15 protein-coding genes are annotated in these 15081 nt (G+C 71.1%); 8 read left to right on the forward strand and 7 right to left on the reverse strand.

Annotation, left to right across the window (positions count from 1 at the left end; genetic code table 11):
* Positions 1–34 precede the first annotated feature (34 nt).
* The 4 genes from OG943_RS22895 (at position 35) to OG943_RS22910 (ending at position 4891) form a co-directional block, all read left to right on the forward strand.
* On the forward strand, positions 35–382 hold the full coding sequence (locus OG943_RS22895; protein WP_328611844.1) for a hypothetical protein: 348 nt from the start codon (positions 35–37) through the stop codon (positions 380–382).
* A 134-nt stretch (positions 383–516) separates the two neighbouring features.
* The gene (locus tag OG943_RS22900) at positions 517–954 is read left to right on the forward strand and encodes a MarR family winged helix-turn-helix transcriptional regulator (RefSeq protein ID WP_328611845.1); all 438 of its coding nucleotides are present in this window, start codon (positions 517–519) and stop codon (positions 952–954) included.
* A gap of 136 nt (positions 955–1090) precedes the next feature.
* The gene (locus OG943_RS22905; RefSeq protein ID WP_328612133.1) at positions 1091–2443 is read left to right on the forward strand and encodes an MFS transporter; all 1353 of its coding nucleotides are present in this window, start codon (positions 1091–1093) and stop codon (positions 2441–2443) included.
* 135 nt (positions 2444–2578) lie between these two features.
* Positions 2579–4891 (forward strand): FdhF/YdeP family oxidoreductase, encoded by a 2313-nt coding sequence (locus OG943_RS22910; RefSeq protein WP_328611846.1) that lies wholly within the window; start codon positions 2579–2581, stop codon positions 4889–4891.
* Between the two features lie 61 nt (positions 4892–4952).
* On the opposite strand, the gene OG943_RS22915 is transcribed toward OG943_RS22910, so the two are convergent.
* Positions 4953–6416 (reverse strand): LCP family protein, encoded by a 1464-nt coding sequence (locus OG943_RS22915; RefSeq protein ID WP_328611847.1) that lies wholly within the window; start codon positions 6414–6416, stop codon positions 4953–4955.
* Positions 6417–6479: 63 nt separating this feature from the next.
* On the reverse strand, positions 6480–6902 hold the full coding sequence (locus tag OG943_RS22920) for a VOC family protein (protein WP_328611848.1): 423 nt from the start codon (positions 6900–6902) through the stop codon (positions 6480–6482).
* A 73-nt stretch (positions 6903–6975) separates the two neighbouring features.
* Here OG943_RS22920 and OG943_RS22925 point away from each other — a divergent pair, with 73 nt between their 5' ends.
* Positions 6976–7662 carry a GntR family transcriptional regulator gene (locus tag OG943_RS22925; RefSeq protein WP_328611849.1) on the forward strand — a complete coding sequence of 229 codons (687 nt, stop codon included), beginning with the start codon at positions 6976–6978 and terminating at the stop codon, positions 7660–7662.
* A 32-nt stretch (positions 7663–7694) separates the two neighbouring features.
* On the opposite strand, the gene OG943_RS22930 is transcribed toward OG943_RS22925, so the two are convergent.
* The 4 genes from OG943_RS22930 to OG943_RS22945 all read right to left on the reverse strand — a co-directional run bounded on the left by OG943_RS22930 (position 7695) and on the right by OG943_RS22945 (position 11060).
* Complete coding sequence (locus OG943_RS22930; protein ID WP_328611850.1) at positions 7695–8945, reverse strand: MFS transporter; 1251 nt, start codon at positions 8943–8945, stop codon at positions 7695–7697.
* Complete coding sequence (locus OG943_RS22935; RefSeq protein WP_328611851.1) at positions 8942–9475, reverse strand: helix-turn-helix domain-containing protein; 534 nt, start codon at positions 9473–9475, stop codon at positions 8942–8944. Before OG943_RS22935 ends, OG943_RS22930 begins: the two co-directional genes overlap by 4 nt.
* An 80-nt stretch (positions 9476–9555) precedes the next feature.
* Positions 9556–9708 (reverse strand): MFS transporter small subunit, encoded by a 153-nt coding sequence (locus OG943_RS22940; protein ID WP_328611852.1) that lies wholly within the window; start codon positions 9706–9708, stop codon positions 9556–9558.
* Positions 9708–11060, reverse strand: a complete 1353-nt coding sequence (locus OG943_RS22945; protein ID WP_328611853.1) for an L-lactate MFS transporter — start codon at positions 11058–11060, stop codon at positions 9708–9710. Before OG943_RS22945 ends, OG943_RS22940 begins: the two co-directional genes overlap by 1 nt.
* Positions 11061–11171: 111 nt before the next feature.
* On the opposite strand from OG943_RS22945, the gene fdhD reads away from it, so the two are divergent.
* Positions 11172–11996, forward strand: a complete 825-nt coding sequence (gene fdhD, locus OG943_RS22950; protein ID WP_328611854.1) for a formate dehydrogenase accessory sulfurtransferase FdhD — start codon at positions 11172–11174, stop codon at positions 11994–11996.
* Here the strand turns inward: fdhD and OG943_RS22955 are convergent.
* The gene (locus OG943_RS22955; protein WP_328611855.1) at positions 11993–13354 is read right to left on the reverse strand and encodes a carotenoid oxygenase family protein; all 1362 of its coding nucleotides are present in this window, start codon (positions 13352–13354) and stop codon (positions 11993–11995) included. The genes fdhD and OG943_RS22955 overlap by 4 nt on opposite strands.
* A gap of 69 nt (positions 13355–13423) precedes the next feature.
* On the opposite strand from OG943_RS22955, the gene OG943_RS22960 reads away from it, so the two are divergent.
* Positions 13424–14116, forward strand: coding sequence for a TetR/AcrR family transcriptional regulator (locus OG943_RS22960; RefSeq protein WP_328611856.1), 693 nt, complete (start codon positions 13424–13426; stop codon positions 14114–14116).
* A gap of 42 nt (positions 14117–14158) precedes the next feature.
* A complete protein-coding gene (locus OG943_RS22965; RefSeq protein ID WP_328611857.1) occupies positions 14159–15079 on the forward strand; it encodes an alpha/beta hydrolase in 921 nt (306 codons plus the stop codon).
* Positions 15080–15081 lie beyond the last annotated feature (2 nt).

Raw genomic sequence — 15081 nt, forward strand, 5'->3', positions numbered from 1 at the left:
CGGCGGGGTTACGCAGGGGGAAAGGGGTACCCGGATGACACGCCCGGAAGAGCCGGACGACCGGATCGAGACGCATCCGGACCTCATCGACCCGAACTGGCAGAAACACGCCGAGCTGGACGCCTGGCTGGGTGCCAAGAAGGAGATGAAGAAGCGCCGCAAGCGCGAGCGCCGCACCGGCGCGGGCGCGCAGCAGCGGTACGGCGCCCAGGCGGCGCCGAGCCGCTGGCCGGGCATCATCGCCGTGGCGGGCCTGGTCGTGCTGCTGGTCGCCGCGATCGTCGTGCACCAGGTGCAGGGCATCGGCGTGAACGAGCAGTCGGTGCCGTACGTCTTCGGCCTCGGCTCCCACGCGCACACGGTGGTCACCCCGCTGCTCTGATGCTTCGCTGTTAAGGCCTCCTTACCCGCGTCCAACGCCGGTAAGGAGGCCTTAACGGCGTCCGGGGGCGATTTCGGCCACAATCGCCCGCCCGCGTGATGCACAGGCCAGACTACACAGTCTAGGCTGTTCATATGGCCACCGTTCCCGCTCATGTCGCCGAGTCCGCCGGCTGGATCCGCGGCGTCGTCGGGCAGCTGCACCGCCGGCTGCGGCAAGTCGACAACGCCGAGATCCTCACGCCGTCGCAGTCGGCGGTGCTGAACCGGCTCGACCGCGAAGGCCCCGCCACGCAGGGCGAACTCGCCGCGGCCGAGCACGTGCGGCAGCAGTCGATGGCCGCGACCCTCGCCGTGCTCGACGAGCTCGGCTACCTCAGCCGCACCCGTGACCCCGCGGACGGGCGGCGCAGCGTCGTCAGCCTGTCCGGTCTGGGCACCAAGACCGTGCGCGGGATCCACCAGCACCGGAACGAGTGGATCGCGAACGCACTGGTCGCCGAGCTGAGCGCCGACGAGCTGGAGACCGTCCGCCGCGCGCTGCCGCTGTTGCAGCGGATCGCGCAGCACTGAGTCCCCGAAAACCGTGTCCCCGAAAACCGAGCCCCGAAGCCAACCCCGGCCGAGTCCTCCGATCAAAGGAGCCGTGACGAGCACCGCCACCACCACCGCACCCGCCCGCTTCGGCGTCCGGCTCGTCGCCCCGCTCGTGGCGAGCGCGGTGCTGAACCCGATCAACTCCACCCTCATCGCCGTCGCGCTGGTGCCGATCGGGCAGAGCTTCGGCGCCGGGCCGGGCCGCACGGCCTGGCTGATCTCCGCGCTCTACCTGGCCACGGCCGTCGGCCAGCCGGTGGTCGGGCTGCTCGTCGACCGGTACGGCGCCCGCCGCGTACTGCTGTCCGGCGCGTCCGTGGTGATGGCCGCCGGGATCGCCGGCATGGTGCCGCTCTCGGTCGAATGGCTGACCGGCGTACGCGCAGTGCTCGGTATCGGGACCTGCGCCGGGTTCCCCGCCGCGATGGCGGTGCTGCGCAAGCACGCCGACGCCTCGGGCCAGGGCGTGCCGGCGCGGGTGCTCTCGGTGCTGTCGCTGTCCTCGCAGACGGTCATGGTGATCGGCCCGACGCTGGGCGGCGTGCTCATCGGGCTGTTCGGCTGGCCGGCGATCTTCGCGGTGAACATCCCGCTCGCGGGTATTTCGCTGCTGCTGGCGATCTTCTGGGTGCCGAAGGACGCCCCGGCCCGCCGGGCCGGCGAGCCGCGGCCGGAGCGGATCGACGTGCTCGGCATCGGCTTGTTCTCACTCGCCCTGCTGGTGCTGCTGTTCTATTTGATGGCGCCGGGCATCGGAGACCTGTGGCTGCTCGCCGTGGCCGCCGCCGTCGGCGCGGTGTTCACCATGGTCGAGCTGCGCGCCCGGCACCCGTTCATCGACCTGCGGATGCTCGCCGCGAACCGCGCGATCCTGCGCACCTACCTGCGCCAGTCCCTGAGCTTCATGGCGATCTACGCGATCATGTTCGGCTACGTCCAGTGGCTGGAGGAGGGCCGCGGGTTCAGCGAGTCCCTTTCGGGCCTGCTGCTCCTGCCGATGTCCGCGGTCGCCGTCGGCGCCGCCGCGATGTCCGGCCGCACGACCGGCGTCCGGGCGCGGCTGCTGGTGGTCGCCGTGGCGCTGGTCGGCGGCTCGGTGGCGCTGCTGTTCGTCTCCGACCGCACCTGGCTCGGCGCGCTGCTGGGCCTGGTCGCGCTGTTCGGCCTGGCCCAGGGCCTGACCAGCGTCGCCAACCAGACCACGCTCTACCGCGAGGCCCCGGCCGAGACGATGGGCACCGCGAGCGGCCTGTTCCGCACCGCCCAGTACCTCGGCGCCATCGTGGCCTCCACCGTGATCGCCCAGTGTTACGGCGGGCACGCCGACTCCGGCGGCCTGCACCGGCTGGGCCTGGTGCTGATCGTGGTCAGCGTCCTGCTGCTGGTGGTGACCGTGGCCGACCGCGGGCTGCGGCGCGCGGAACGGGCCGAGCGCGCCCCGGCGTGCCGTGCCGATCGTTACTGATCCGGCCACAGCCACGGCGGAAACGGCTCCGACGAGCAGGTCAGCTGCAGCCCGTGTCCGCCTGCTTCTGGCCGGATCAGTAAAAAAGGCGACCCCGGCTTGGGAAACGGATCATCGGGGCGCACGATGAAGGGCATGACCCGTGAAGCGCCGACGAATGACGTGGACGAGACCCGCCTCGAGGTGGGCAAGCCGAAGGGCTGGGCCGCCGGCATCCCGGGCGTCGCGGTCTCCCTCGCCCGCGGCGTCGAGCAGATGGGCGTGGTGCGCACGGCCCGCACGCTGCGGCTGCTGAACCAGCGCGCGGGCTTCGACTGCCCCGGCTGCGCCTGGCCCGAGCCCCGGCAGGCGGACGGCGAGAAGCGGAAGCTGGCGGAGTTCTGCGAGAACGGCGCGAAGGCCGTCGCCGAAGAGGCGACCAAACGCCAGGTCGGGCGGGAGTTCTTCGCCGCGCACACGATCGCCGAGCTGGCCGGCAAGACCGACTACTGGCTGGGCCAGCAGGGCCGCGTCACCGAGCCGTTCGTACTGCGCGAGGGCGCCACCCACTACGAGCCGATCTCCTGGGACGACGCGTTCGGCCTGGTCGCCGACGAGATGACCGCGCTGGCGAGCCCGGACGAGGCGATCTTCTACACCTCCGGGCGCACCAGCAACGAGGCCGCGTTCCTGTACCAGCTGCTCGTGCGCTCGTTCGGCACCAACAACCTGCCCGACTGCTCGAACATGTGCCACGAGTCCTCCGGCGCGGCGCTGACGACGAGCACCGGCATCGGCAAGGGCTCGGTGTCGCTGGCCGACATCCACCACGCCGACCTGATCGTGGTCGTCGGGCAGAACCCGGGCACCAACCACCCGCGCATGCTCTCGGCGCTGGAGCAGGCGAAGGGCAACGGCGCGAAGGTCATCGCCGTCAACCCGCTGCCCGAGGCCGGGCTGATGCGGTTCAAGAACCCGCAGAACGTGCGCGGCGTGGTCGGCAAGGGCACGCCGCTGGCCGACGAGTTCGCGCAGATCCGCCTCGGCGGCGACCTCGCGCTGTTCCAGGCCGTGGGCCACCTCCTGCTGGCCTGGGAGGAGGCGGCGCCCGGCACGATCGTCGACCGCCAGTTCGTGGAGAAGTCCACGCACGGCTTCGAGGACTACGCCAAGAACCTGCGCGAGCTGGACTGGCCGGAGACCGAGCGCGCCACCGGCCTGCCGCGCGAGCAGATCGAGCACATCGCCCGGATGATCGCGACCTCCGAGCGCACCATCTACTGCTGGGCGATGGGGCTGACGCAGCACAAGCACGCCGTGCCGACGATCTCCGAGGTCGCGAACCTCGCGCTGATGCGCGGCATGATCGGCAAGCCCGGCGCGGGCCTGTGCCCGGTGCGCGGCCACTCGAACGTGCAAGGCGACCGCACCATGGGCGTCTGGGAGAAGATGCCGGAGCCGTTCATGGACGCGCTCGAGAAGGAGTTCGGCATCGAGGTGCCGCGCGAGCACGGCTGGGACACCGTCGACTCGATCCGCGCGATGCGCGACGGCCGCGGCAAGGTGTTCTTCGCGATGGGCGGCAACTTCGCCTCGGCCACGCCGGACTCGGAGCGGACCGAGCAGGCGCTGCGCTCGTGCTCGCTGACCGTGCACGTCTCGACCAAGCTCAACCGCTCGCACGTGGTGCACGGCCGCACGGCGCTGATCCTGCCGACGCTCGGCCGCACCGAGCGTGACGTGCAGGCCTCGGGCCCGCAGTTCGTCACCGTCGAGGACTCGATGTCGCAGGTGCACGCCTCCCGCGGGCGGCTGGCGCCGGCGAGCGAGCACCTGATCTCCGAGGTGGCGATCATCAGCCGGCTGGGCGAGCGGCTGTTCGGCGCGGGCCACGCCGTGCCGTGGCGCACCTTCGAGGCGGACTACGACCTGATCCGCGACCACATCGCGGCCGTGGTGAAGGGCTGCGAGGACTACAACCGGCGCGTACGCGAGCCGGACGGCTTCGTCCTGCCGCACGCGCCGCGCGACTCGCGGGAGTTCACCGGAACGGCCACCGGCAAGGGCACGTTCACCGTGTCCGAGCTGGAGTACCCGCAGGTGCCCGAGGGCAGGCTGCTGCTGCAGACGCTGCGCAGCCACGACCAGTACAACACCACGATCTACGGCCTGTCCGACCGTTACCGCGGCATCGAGGACGGCCGCCGCGTGGTGTTCGTCAGCCCGGAGGACCTGGCCGAGCTGGGCATCGCCGACGGCGAGATCGTCGACCTGGTCTCCGAATGGAGCGACGGCGACCGCCGGGCGCCCCAGTTCCGCGCGGTCGCGTACCCGACGGCCCGCGGCTGCGCGGCGGCGTACTTCCCGGAGGCCAACGCGTTGGTGCCACTCGACTCCGTCGCCGAGAAGTCCAACACCCCGGTTTCGAAGGCGATCGTGGTGCGGCTCGAGCCGCACCATCACGACTGAGCCAGACTCGTGAGTGTTTATGACGGTTCTAACCGTCATAAACACTCACGAGTCTTTGGGCTCAGTCGACGCAGTTCTCCCCGGCCGAGGTGATCGGTGCGTCATCAGACCCGGCTGCCGCACCGCCGCCCTGGCCGTCGCCGGTGACGGCGCCCTGGCCGTCGCCGCCGCCCGCGGCGGCGCCCGGACCGGAGTAGACCTGGCCGAGGACGACCTCGATGTGCCCAGCCGGGACGTCCGCGGACTCGGCGGTGGCCAAGCCGCCCAGCAGCTTCGCGACCTGCGCGCCCTGGGCCGCGAGGCCCGCGCCGTACCGCACCAGCGAGGTGCGGCGGGCCGCGGCGTTGCCCGTCGTGCCCGGAGTGAAGCCCTTGTCCTTCAACGCAGCCGCCACGCGGGCGGCCAGGCCGCTCGCGTCGCCCGCGTTCGACACGTCCACGGTCGGGCCCTGCCCCGCCGGCGCCCCGGGCGGCGCGGACGCGGGCGGGGCGCCGATCAGCCCGGCGGCGAACGACTTGACCTGCGCGGGATCCACCTGCACGGCCGTCCACGTCGGGTGCTGCTTGTTGTAGCGGTAGTCGGGGTTGACCACCGGGATGGTGGAGAACTGGATGCCGCCGCCGGTGATCCCGTGCAGCTGGCCGACGAAGTCCAGCAGGTTCCACGAATTGTCGATGACCACGGACTTCTTCACCGCGTCGATCAGGGCGCCCAGTTTGCCCGGGTCGGCCAGCGTGCCCGCGGAGAGCACCTCGTGCGCCAGCGACGCGAGGAAGACCTGCTGGCGCACCACGCGGTCGAGGTCGCTGCGCGGGAGGTTCTTGCGCTGGCGGACGAACGCGAGCGCGTCGGCGCCGGAGACCTTCTGCGGCCCCTTCTGGAAGTTCGCGCCGGAGTCCTCGTCCTTCGTCGCCTCCTTGAGGCACACCGGCACCCCGCCGACGGCGTTGCTGATGTCGTAGAAGCTCAGCAGGTTCACCTCGGCGAAGTGGTCGATGGTCACGCCGGTGAGGTCCTCCACCGCCTGCCGGGTCGCGCGGCGCCCGGCAGTCAGGGACCCCTCCCTGATCTTGTCCTTGTCCGTCTCGCCCGCCGCGCGCAGCCGCGAAGCCTCGGCCAGCTTGGCGCGGCCGAACGCCGAGTTGATCTTATCCGGGCCGCCCGGCAGCTGGACGTAGGAGTCGCGCGGGATGGAGAACGCCTTGACGGTCTCCTGCCCGTTCGGGATGCGCAGCACGATCAGGGTGTCGGTGAGGTCGTCGCCGTTGGCCCCGGCGCGCAGTTCCTGCAGCACGTTCTTGGGCAACGGGTTGCCCTGCATGTCCTCGCGCGAGTCCCGGCCCACCAGCAGGATGTCGAGCGAGCCGTCGGCCGGCTGCTCGCCGGGCGACGACGACGAGGCTCCGCCGATGACGTCGCTGCGCGTGACCTCGTCGAGCGAACTCAGCGTCGAGTAGCCGTAGGCCGTACCCGCGAACGTGATCAGCGCCAGCCCAGAAACGACGATCTTGCCTGCTATCCGCACACCTCTACCGACGCGCGGGGCCACCCGTTTGCTGCATAGGTGACCCAGTTCACACCGGCTGGCTCAGCGCGCGAACAGCTGCGACTCGTCGCGGAAGGCCTTGAACTCCAGCGCGTTGCCCGCCGGGTCGTGCAGGAACATCGTCCACTGCTCCCCCGGCTCACCGGCGAAGCGCTGGTACGGCTCGATCACGAACTCCGTGCCCGCCTCGCGCAACCGGGCCGCCAGGACCTGGAACGCGTCGACGTCGAGGACCAGGCCGAAGTGCGGCACCGGCACGTCGTGGCCGTCGACCGGGTTGCGGCCGGCCTCGGCGCGGGCGCCCGGGACGACGTGGGTGACGACCTGGTGGCCGTGGAAGTCCCAGTCGACCCAGGCGCCGGACGAGCGGCCCTCGTCGAGGCCGAGCACCCCGCCGTAGAACGCGCGGGCGCGGGCGAGGTCGTCGACCGGGATGGCGAGGTGGAAGGCGGGACGGGCGGCCATGGTTCTCCTCGGGCGGTGGCGACGGGGGCGCGTTCACCTTGATCTGGCGATGTCCGAATGTCAACATTGACCCATGGACGTCACACCACTGCGGAAGGCCGCCCGGCGCGGCCTCGCCGAGGAGGCCGCGGACCGCGTGCGCGACGCGATCTTCGCCGGGCACTTCCCGCCGGGCGCGCCGCTGCGGGAGGTCGAGCTGGCCGCGTCGCTGGAGATCAGCCGCGGCTCGGTGCGCGAAGGCCTGTTCCAGCTCGAACGCGAAGGCCTGGTCCAGGGCGGCTGGCACCGCCCCACCACCGTCGTCGAGGTGACCCCCGGCGACGTCGAGGAGGTCTACTCCCTCCGCGCGGCGCTCGACCGCCTGGCCGCGACCACCGCCCGCGCGAGCGCGACGCCCGGCGACCTGACCCGGCTCGACGAACTCGTGGACACGATGGCGGCGGAGGCCGCCCACGCCGACGGCCCGCGCCTGCTGGCCCTCGACATCGCCTTCCACGACCACGTCTACACCGCCGCGGGCAACCGCCGCCTCACCGACGCGTGGCAGGCCGTGCGCTCGCAGGTGTACCTGTTCCAGCTCCAGCGCGTGTCCCTCGGCCACGACCACTACCGCTCACGCGTGGTCGCCGAGCACCGCGAGCTGGCGAACCTGGTGCGCGACGGCGACCCGGGCGCGCTGGCCCGGGTCGCCGAAGAACACGTCGGCTCCGCCCGCCGCAGCCTGCTCACGAGCCTGGCGGAGGCACGTAAACCCTTGTGAGTGTTTATGACGGTTCTAACCGTCATAAACACTCACAAGGCGTCAGCCTTGGCCGGTCTCGCGGCGGCTGCGGCGAGTGCCGCCTCGATCCGGCGGTTGCTGGTCATGCCCGCGACCACCACCGTCATCACGGCCAGCACCCCGGCGGCGGCCAGGTACGGCGCGCGCAGCCCCGCGACCGACGCCAGCCAGCCGCCCAGCACCGCGCCGACCGGTCCGGCCGAGATGGCCACCAGCCGGGACGCCGCGCCGACGCGGCCCATCAGCCGGGCGGGGACGATGGCCTGGCGCACGGACCAGCCGAGCACCATCGTCGCCGCCATCGCGCAGCCACAGAGGACAAAGGCGGCGCCCGCCCAGACGGCGTTGCTCGCGAACCCGACGATCAGCATCGCGCCCACCTCGGCGACCACCGTGACGGTGAGCGCGGTCCCGGTGCCCAGGTATTTCTCCAACGGCCCGGCCAGGAAGGCGCCGATCAGCCCGCCGAGCGCCTCGGCCGCGAGCAGCAGGCCGTAGCCCACCGAGTGCAGGCCGAGCACGTCGCGCGCGTACAGCGCGAGCACGGCTTCGGCGCCCGCGTAAGCGAAGTTGCCGACGGCGGGCCGCAGCGCCAGCCCGAGCAGGACCCGGTCGCGCAGCACGTACGACGCGCCCTCGCGCGCGTCGGCCCACAGGCTCCGGCCCGGCTCCCGCGGGGGCGGCGGCACCTTCGGCAGCGACCGGATCAGCAACGCGCTGCCCACGAACGAAACCGCGTCCACCACAAACGGCAGCGTGCGCCCGACCGAGAACAGGAAACTGCCCGCGGGCGGCCCGAGGAACTGCCCGGCCGCGGTCGACGCGCCGCGCAGCCGGCTGTTCGCCTTACGCAGCAACGTCCGGTCGCGCGCGAGCAGGTCCGGCAGGTACGCCGCCGAGGCCGTGTCGAAGAACAGCTGCCCGACCCCGAGCAGGAAAGCCAGCACCAGCAACGCGGGAATCCCGATCAGCCCCGTCGCCCCGGCCAGGACCGTGACCAGCAGCAGCCCGGCGCGCGCGATATCCGCGAGCCACATCGTGCGCCGCCGGTCCCAGCGGTCCACCAGCGCGCCGCCGACCAGCCCCAGCACGGGGTACGGCAGCAGCGCCGCCACCGTCACCAGGCTGACCACCACGGGGTCACTGCTCAGCGCGACAGCGAGCAGCGGCAGCGCAGCCATATACGCGCCGTCTCCCAGCGAGGACACCGTCGCGGCACCCCACAGACGCCCGAAGGCGCGGGGCATCTTCGGCTCGGTCATCGGGCGGCCCCGGGGCCGGGGCGGAAGAACGCGACCGCGGCGGTGGCCGCCGGCTCGTCCGGGTCACGCGCCTCCCGCAGCTCGTCGAGCAGCGCGCCCAGCCGCCGTTCGAACTCCGCGAACTGCGCCTCGCCGATCCGGGTGTGCTGCATCCGCACCAGTCCCGGCGAGTCCGCCGAAGCCGTCTCCAGGTCGGCGAGCGCGTGCCGCATCAGCACGTTCGCCTGTCCTGGCGCGGCTTCCGGCAGCACGATCCGGCGCGCGACGTGCGCGTAGTACCGCTCCACCACCCCGCGCACCTTCCGCGTGCGCACGACGTGGATCAGCCCGGCCCGCTCCAGCACGCGCACGTGGTAGCTCGAACTGCCCTTCGCCAGGTCGAGCCGCTCGGCGACCTGCGTGATCGTCGCCGGCCCGTCGCGCAGCACCGCGAGCACGCGGTGGCGCACCAGATTGCTGACCGCCCGCAGCTGTTCCGTGGTCCGGACGTGGACGGCGTCGTCCGGCGGTGTGTAGTCGTCCCCAGTCATGGGAGCCAATGGTCAACGAGTCTTGACCATTCGTCAAGCGAAAAGCCCCCGGACGGATCCGAGGGCTTTTCGCGACCGGCTCAGCCGCCGAAGAGGTCGACGACCTTCAAGATCAGCTCGTACACGCCGTAGACGAACGGGATGAGGACCCACAGCCACGCGACGACGAGCAGCAGGGTGCGCGCGCCCGAGCGGGTCGTCCCGGCCTCCGGTTCAGCCGCCGATTCACTCATCACGCCTCACTCCCCACCTGGTCGCGGCCCACGGGCTCGTAGAACTTCTCCTTGACCGGCCGCACGAACTCGTTGGCGATGAAGCCCAGCACGAGCAGGCCGATCATGATGTAGAACGACGTCGCGTACAGGTCCGGCCCGGACTTGCCGGCGGCCTTCTCGCTGTCCGCGATGCCGTCGACGATCAGCGGGCCGAGCACCCCGGCCACCGACCACGCGGTGAGCAGCCGGCCGTGGATCGCGCCCACCTGGTAGTTGCCGAACAGGTCCTTCAGGTACGCCGGGAGCGTCGCGAAACCGCCGCCGTAGAAGGAAAGGATCAGCATCGCGCAGAGCACGAACAGGACCTTCGACGAGTTCGTGGTCAGCGCGATGACCAGGTACAGCAGGGCGCCGACGCCGAGGTAGAAGCGGTAGATGTTCTTACGCCCCACCAGGTCCGAAGTGGACGACCAGACGAACCGGCCCAGCATGTTCGTCAGCGACAGCATCGCGACGAACCCGGCGGCCGCCGCAGTGCCCACCGGCGCCGAAGTGTTCTTGAAGAAGTCCCCGATCATCGGCGCGGCCTTCTCCAGGATGCCGATGCCCGCGGTCACGTTGAGGCACAACACGATCCACAGGCACCAGAACTGCGGCGTCTTGAGCGCGTTGGCCGCCGAGACGTTGCCGGTGGAGACCAGCGCTTTGGCCTGCACGGCCTTCGGCTCGAAGCCACGCGGCTTCCAGCCCTCGGCCGGCACCCGCACGAGCAGCACGCCCATGGTCATGAACGCCGCGTAGACGAGGCCGTGGATCAGGAACGCCGTCGCGATGTCGCCGGAGGTGGGCGCGGTGCCGAGCATCGCCGACGACCACGGCGAGGCGATCAGCGCGCCGCCGCCGAAGCCCATGATCGCGATGCCCGTGGCCATGCCCGGCCGGTCGGGGAACCACTTGATCAGCGTCGACACCGGGGAGATGTAGCCGATGCCGAGCCCGATTCCGCCGATGCCGCCATAGCCGACGACCACAAGCCAGAACTGCCCGGTCGCCACGCCGAGCGCGGAGACCAGGAAACCGGCGCCGAAGCACACGGTCGCGACGAACATGGCCCAGCGCGGGCCGTTCTTCTCCACCAGGGTGCCGCCGAACGCCGCCGACAGGCCGAGCATCACGATGCCGAGCTGGAACGGCAGCCCGGATTGGGTGCCCGAGAGGTGCATCGTCTTCTCGAGCGGGGTTTTGAAGACGCTCCACGCGTAGGCTTGGCCGATCGACAGGTGGATCGAAAGCGCGGCGGGCGGGACCAGCCAGCGCGTCCAGCCGGGCGGTGCGACGATACGAGAGCGGGCCAGGAAGCCGATGGCCATCGTCAGACTCCTCCGAACTGTGGGTGGTTCAGGGAATGTATTACCAAATTCCCGGCGTTGCACCGGCTGAATGTCGTACGTTCGTGCCAAGTTTCGAGGAGAGGTGGACAAATGGGTCGGGTCACCGTGCGCCGTCCGGTGCGCAGGATCTCCGCCGCGGGTGAGCGGCGGCGTCCCGACTCGCTGGCCGCCGAGGAGCCGCTGGAGCTGCGCGTCGGCGGGAAAGCGCTGGCAGTGACCATGCGCACACCGGGCAACGACGTCGAACTGGCCCACGGTTTCCTGCTCTCGGAAGGCGTGCTCGGCTCCCGGGAGGACGTTTCGACCGCCCGCTACTGCGATGGCGTCGACGATCAGGGCAGAAATACTTACAACGTCCTGGATGTGACACTCGCCCCTGGAGTGGCTCCCCCCGAGACGGGGATCGAGCGGAACTTCTACACCACCTCCTCGTGCGGCGTCTGCGGCAAGGCCGCGCTGGACGCGGTGAAGCTGCGCAGCCGGTTCTCCCCCGCCGAGTCCACGTTCTCGGTGAAGACCGAGGTGCTGGTGAAGCTGCCGGACCGGCTGCGGGAACAGCAGAAGGTGTTCGCCTCGACCGGCGGGCTGCACGCCGCCGCGCTGTTCGACCCGGACGGCGAGCTGCTCGTGGTCCGCGAGGACGTCGGCCGGCACAACGCCGTGGACAAGGTGCTCGGCTGGGCCCTGCAGTCCGGGCTGATCCCCGCGCCCGGCCACGGGCTGCTGGTCTCCGGCCGTACTTCCTTCGAGCTGGTGCAGAAGGCCGCGATGGCCGGCATCGGCCTGCTCGCCGCCGTGTCCGCGCCGTCTTCACTGGCGGTGGAACTGGCGGAGGAGAACGGCATGACCCTGATCGGCTTCCTCCGCGGCGACAGCCTGAACCTCTACACCGGCGACCACCGGGTGCTGACCTAGTCCGACGCGACCCAGTTGCCGTGGAAGCCGTCCGGCACGCGGTCGGGCAGGTGCACCGCGGCGACCGTTTCGAGGGTGCCGGCGTCGAGCAGGGTCAGCTCGCTGCGATGGCTGGCAGCGTCGAATACGAAGCCCATCAACACACCTTCGTCCTCGGCAGCGTCCACATGGGACGGAACGAACACGAACTCCCCCGGCTGACGGCCCGCGCCGAACGAGCGCGCCGACGCGGATCCCTTGGCCAGGTCGTGTTTGTACAGTGCGCCGGAGCTGCTGAACCCGTCGCCGGTCGCCACCGCGTAGCCGTACCGGTGCGGCCGGCCGACGAGCCGCTCGTCGACCCGCGGGAACTCCTGGCCGTGCTCGTCGAGGCGGTCCTCCAGCACCTTCCCGGCGGAGAGGTCGACGGTCCACCGGTCGAGCGTCGGCGTGCCCTCCTCGGGGCCGTGCAGCTCGCGGTCGAACATCTTCGGGTGCCGGACCACGTCGAGCACCACCCGGTCGCCGTCGTCGTAGGCGTTGAGCGGGTGGAAGACGTAACACGGCTCCACGTCGAACCAGCGGACGTCACCGTTGTCCCCCTCCCGCGGCATCACGCCGACCCGCGCCGGGTAACGCGGGTTCCAGCGGTACGGCAGTGAGCTGACGCCGCGGCCGGCCATGGCACTCACCGGGTCCGGCACGCCCACCGGCGCCGGGGCCTGGTCCGGGTCGAAGGTGACGGGCAGGTCGTAGAACACCACATACCGCTCGGTGAGGGAGAAGTCGTGCATCATCGGCGCCCCGGTCACCTCGACGTCGACAACGCGGCGGGCCCGGCCGTCCTTGCCGATCACGCTGTACCGCACCTGATTCCCGATCCCGAAGCGATACGAGACGGCATGCAGCTCGCCGGTGCGCGGATCACGCTTCGGGTGGGCGGTGTAGCCGTCGGGCAAGGTGCCGTCGAAGTCGCACGGGCCGACCGTGTCGAGTTCCTCGGTCAGCTCCCACACGGGCAGCCCGCCCTCGATCAGCGCGAGCGTGCGGCCGGCGTGCCCGATCACGTTCGTATTGGCGCCCACGCCGGTGTACGGGGCGGCGTCGCGCTCCCCGAGCCGGCCGGCGACGTGCGGGGTGCGGATCCAGCGGTTGCGGTACCACTCGGCGCGCCCGTCGCGCAGCCGGACGCCGTGGACCATGCCGTCACCGAGGAACCAGTGGTAGGTCTCCGGGTCGGCGCCGGCGAGCGGATTGGGGCCATTACGGAGATAACGGCCGTCGAGGTACTCGGGGATGTGCCCGGTCACCTCGAGCCGCGTGCTCGTGTGCTCACGGCTCACCGGGGCGAAGTTGTCTTCGAGGAACTTGGTAACCATCGTTGCCTCCTGACGACATAACCTTGTTATGGACACTAGGTATAACAGGGTTATGCGATACTGGCAAGCATGACCGGGAAGCCTCGCGGCAGTGATGTGAAGGAACGGCTCGTCGAAGCCGCGGTGCGCCTGCTCGCCGACAGCGGCCCCGAAGCACTGCAGGCGCGCAAGATCGCGGCCGAGGTGGGAGCGTCCACAATGGCCGTTTACACGCACTTCGGCGGAATGGCGGCGCTGCTGGACGCCGTGGCGTGGGAGGGATTCCGGCGGCTGAGCGCCAACCTGGCCGCGGTCACGCCCACCGAAGACCCGGTGGCCGACATCGTCGCGATGTCGCTGGCGTACCGGCACACGGCGAGAGAGCACCCCGAACTGTTCGCGGTCACCTTCAGCCGTTCGAAGGGCCGGAGCCTGGCCGAAATCGTCGCCGCGGGCGACCCGAACGAGGGGAGCACGGCGTTCGGCTATCTGCTGGGGGCCACCGAGCGCGCGGTCGAGGCCGGCCGCTTCCACGGTGAGCCGTTCCCCGCCGCGGCGCAGCTCTGGAGCGGGGTTCACGGATACGTCACGTTGGAGACGTCCGGGCACTTCGGGCAACGTCAGCAGGATGTCGAGGCCATCCTGGTGCCGTTGGGGGTGACCATGGCGATCGGTCTCGGGGACACTGTGGAGGCAGCCCGCCGATCCGGCGAGTCCGGCCTGGCCGGCTGGCACCGGGCGGACGTGAGCAGCAGCATAGGGACAGACGAAGGCAACGCCTGAGCGCCGCGCCGCGTCCTAACGGGTGTGGGGGACGGAGATCAGGTGCGCGAAACGGACGAACCGGCGGTGAACCGGCGGCGGGTGAGCCGCCGTTCGGCGCTGATCGCGGGCGCCTCGGGGCTCGGCGTGGCCGGGCTGGCCGTGGGGACGGCCACCGGCGCCGTGCCGTTCAGCCAAGCGCTGCAACGGGCGCTGGGCGTCGCATCGTCCACTCCGGTCACCCAGCTCGGCAGCGTGCGGGTGGAGCGGGTGTACTCGGCCGCGCGTGGGCGCAACGTCGACCTGGTGTTCCTGCTGCCGAGCAAGAAGCCGCCGCACGGCCTGCCGATGTCGCTGATGCTGCACGGCCTCCACGGCACCGCGCGTAACGCCGCGCCGAGCGGACTGCTGAAGCAGCTGGCGAGCGACGTCGCCCGCAAGGCCGTGCCCGCGTACGGCTACGTCGCCGTCGACGGCGGCGACAACTACTGGCACCAGGTCCACCCCGGCGACGACCCGATGGCGATGCTGCTGGAGGAGGTCCCGCAGTGGCTCCGCGCCCGCGGTTTCGCCGGCCCGGACGGCCTGCCGTTCGCCTGCGCGGGCGTCTCCATGGGCGGTTTCGGCGCCATGCTGTACGGCCGGCGCCGCCTCGAGCGCCGTCAGCCGCCCGAGGCCATCGCGGCCATCTCGCCCGCCCTCATCACGTCGTGGCCGGAGATGGCGAAGCGCCACATCTTCACCGGCATGACCGACTGGACGGCGCTGGACCCGCTCCGTCACCTCGACGCGCTGCAGGGCATCCCGACGGCCGTGTGGTGCGGCACCGAGGACTCGTTCATCACCGGGGTGCGCCGGTACATCGCCGCCACCCGCCCCGCCATCGGCTACACCGCGAAGGGCAAGCACAGCGACGCGTTCTTCCACTCGGTGGTGCCGAGCCTGGTGAGCTTCGTCGGCAAGCATCTGCCGCGCGGCGCCTGAAA

The sequence above is a fragment of the Amycolatopsis sp. NBC_00345 genome, from assembly GCF_036116635.1.
Taxonomy (GTDB): Bacteria; Actinomycetota; Actinomycetes; order Mycobacteriales; family Pseudonocardiaceae; genus Amycolatopsis.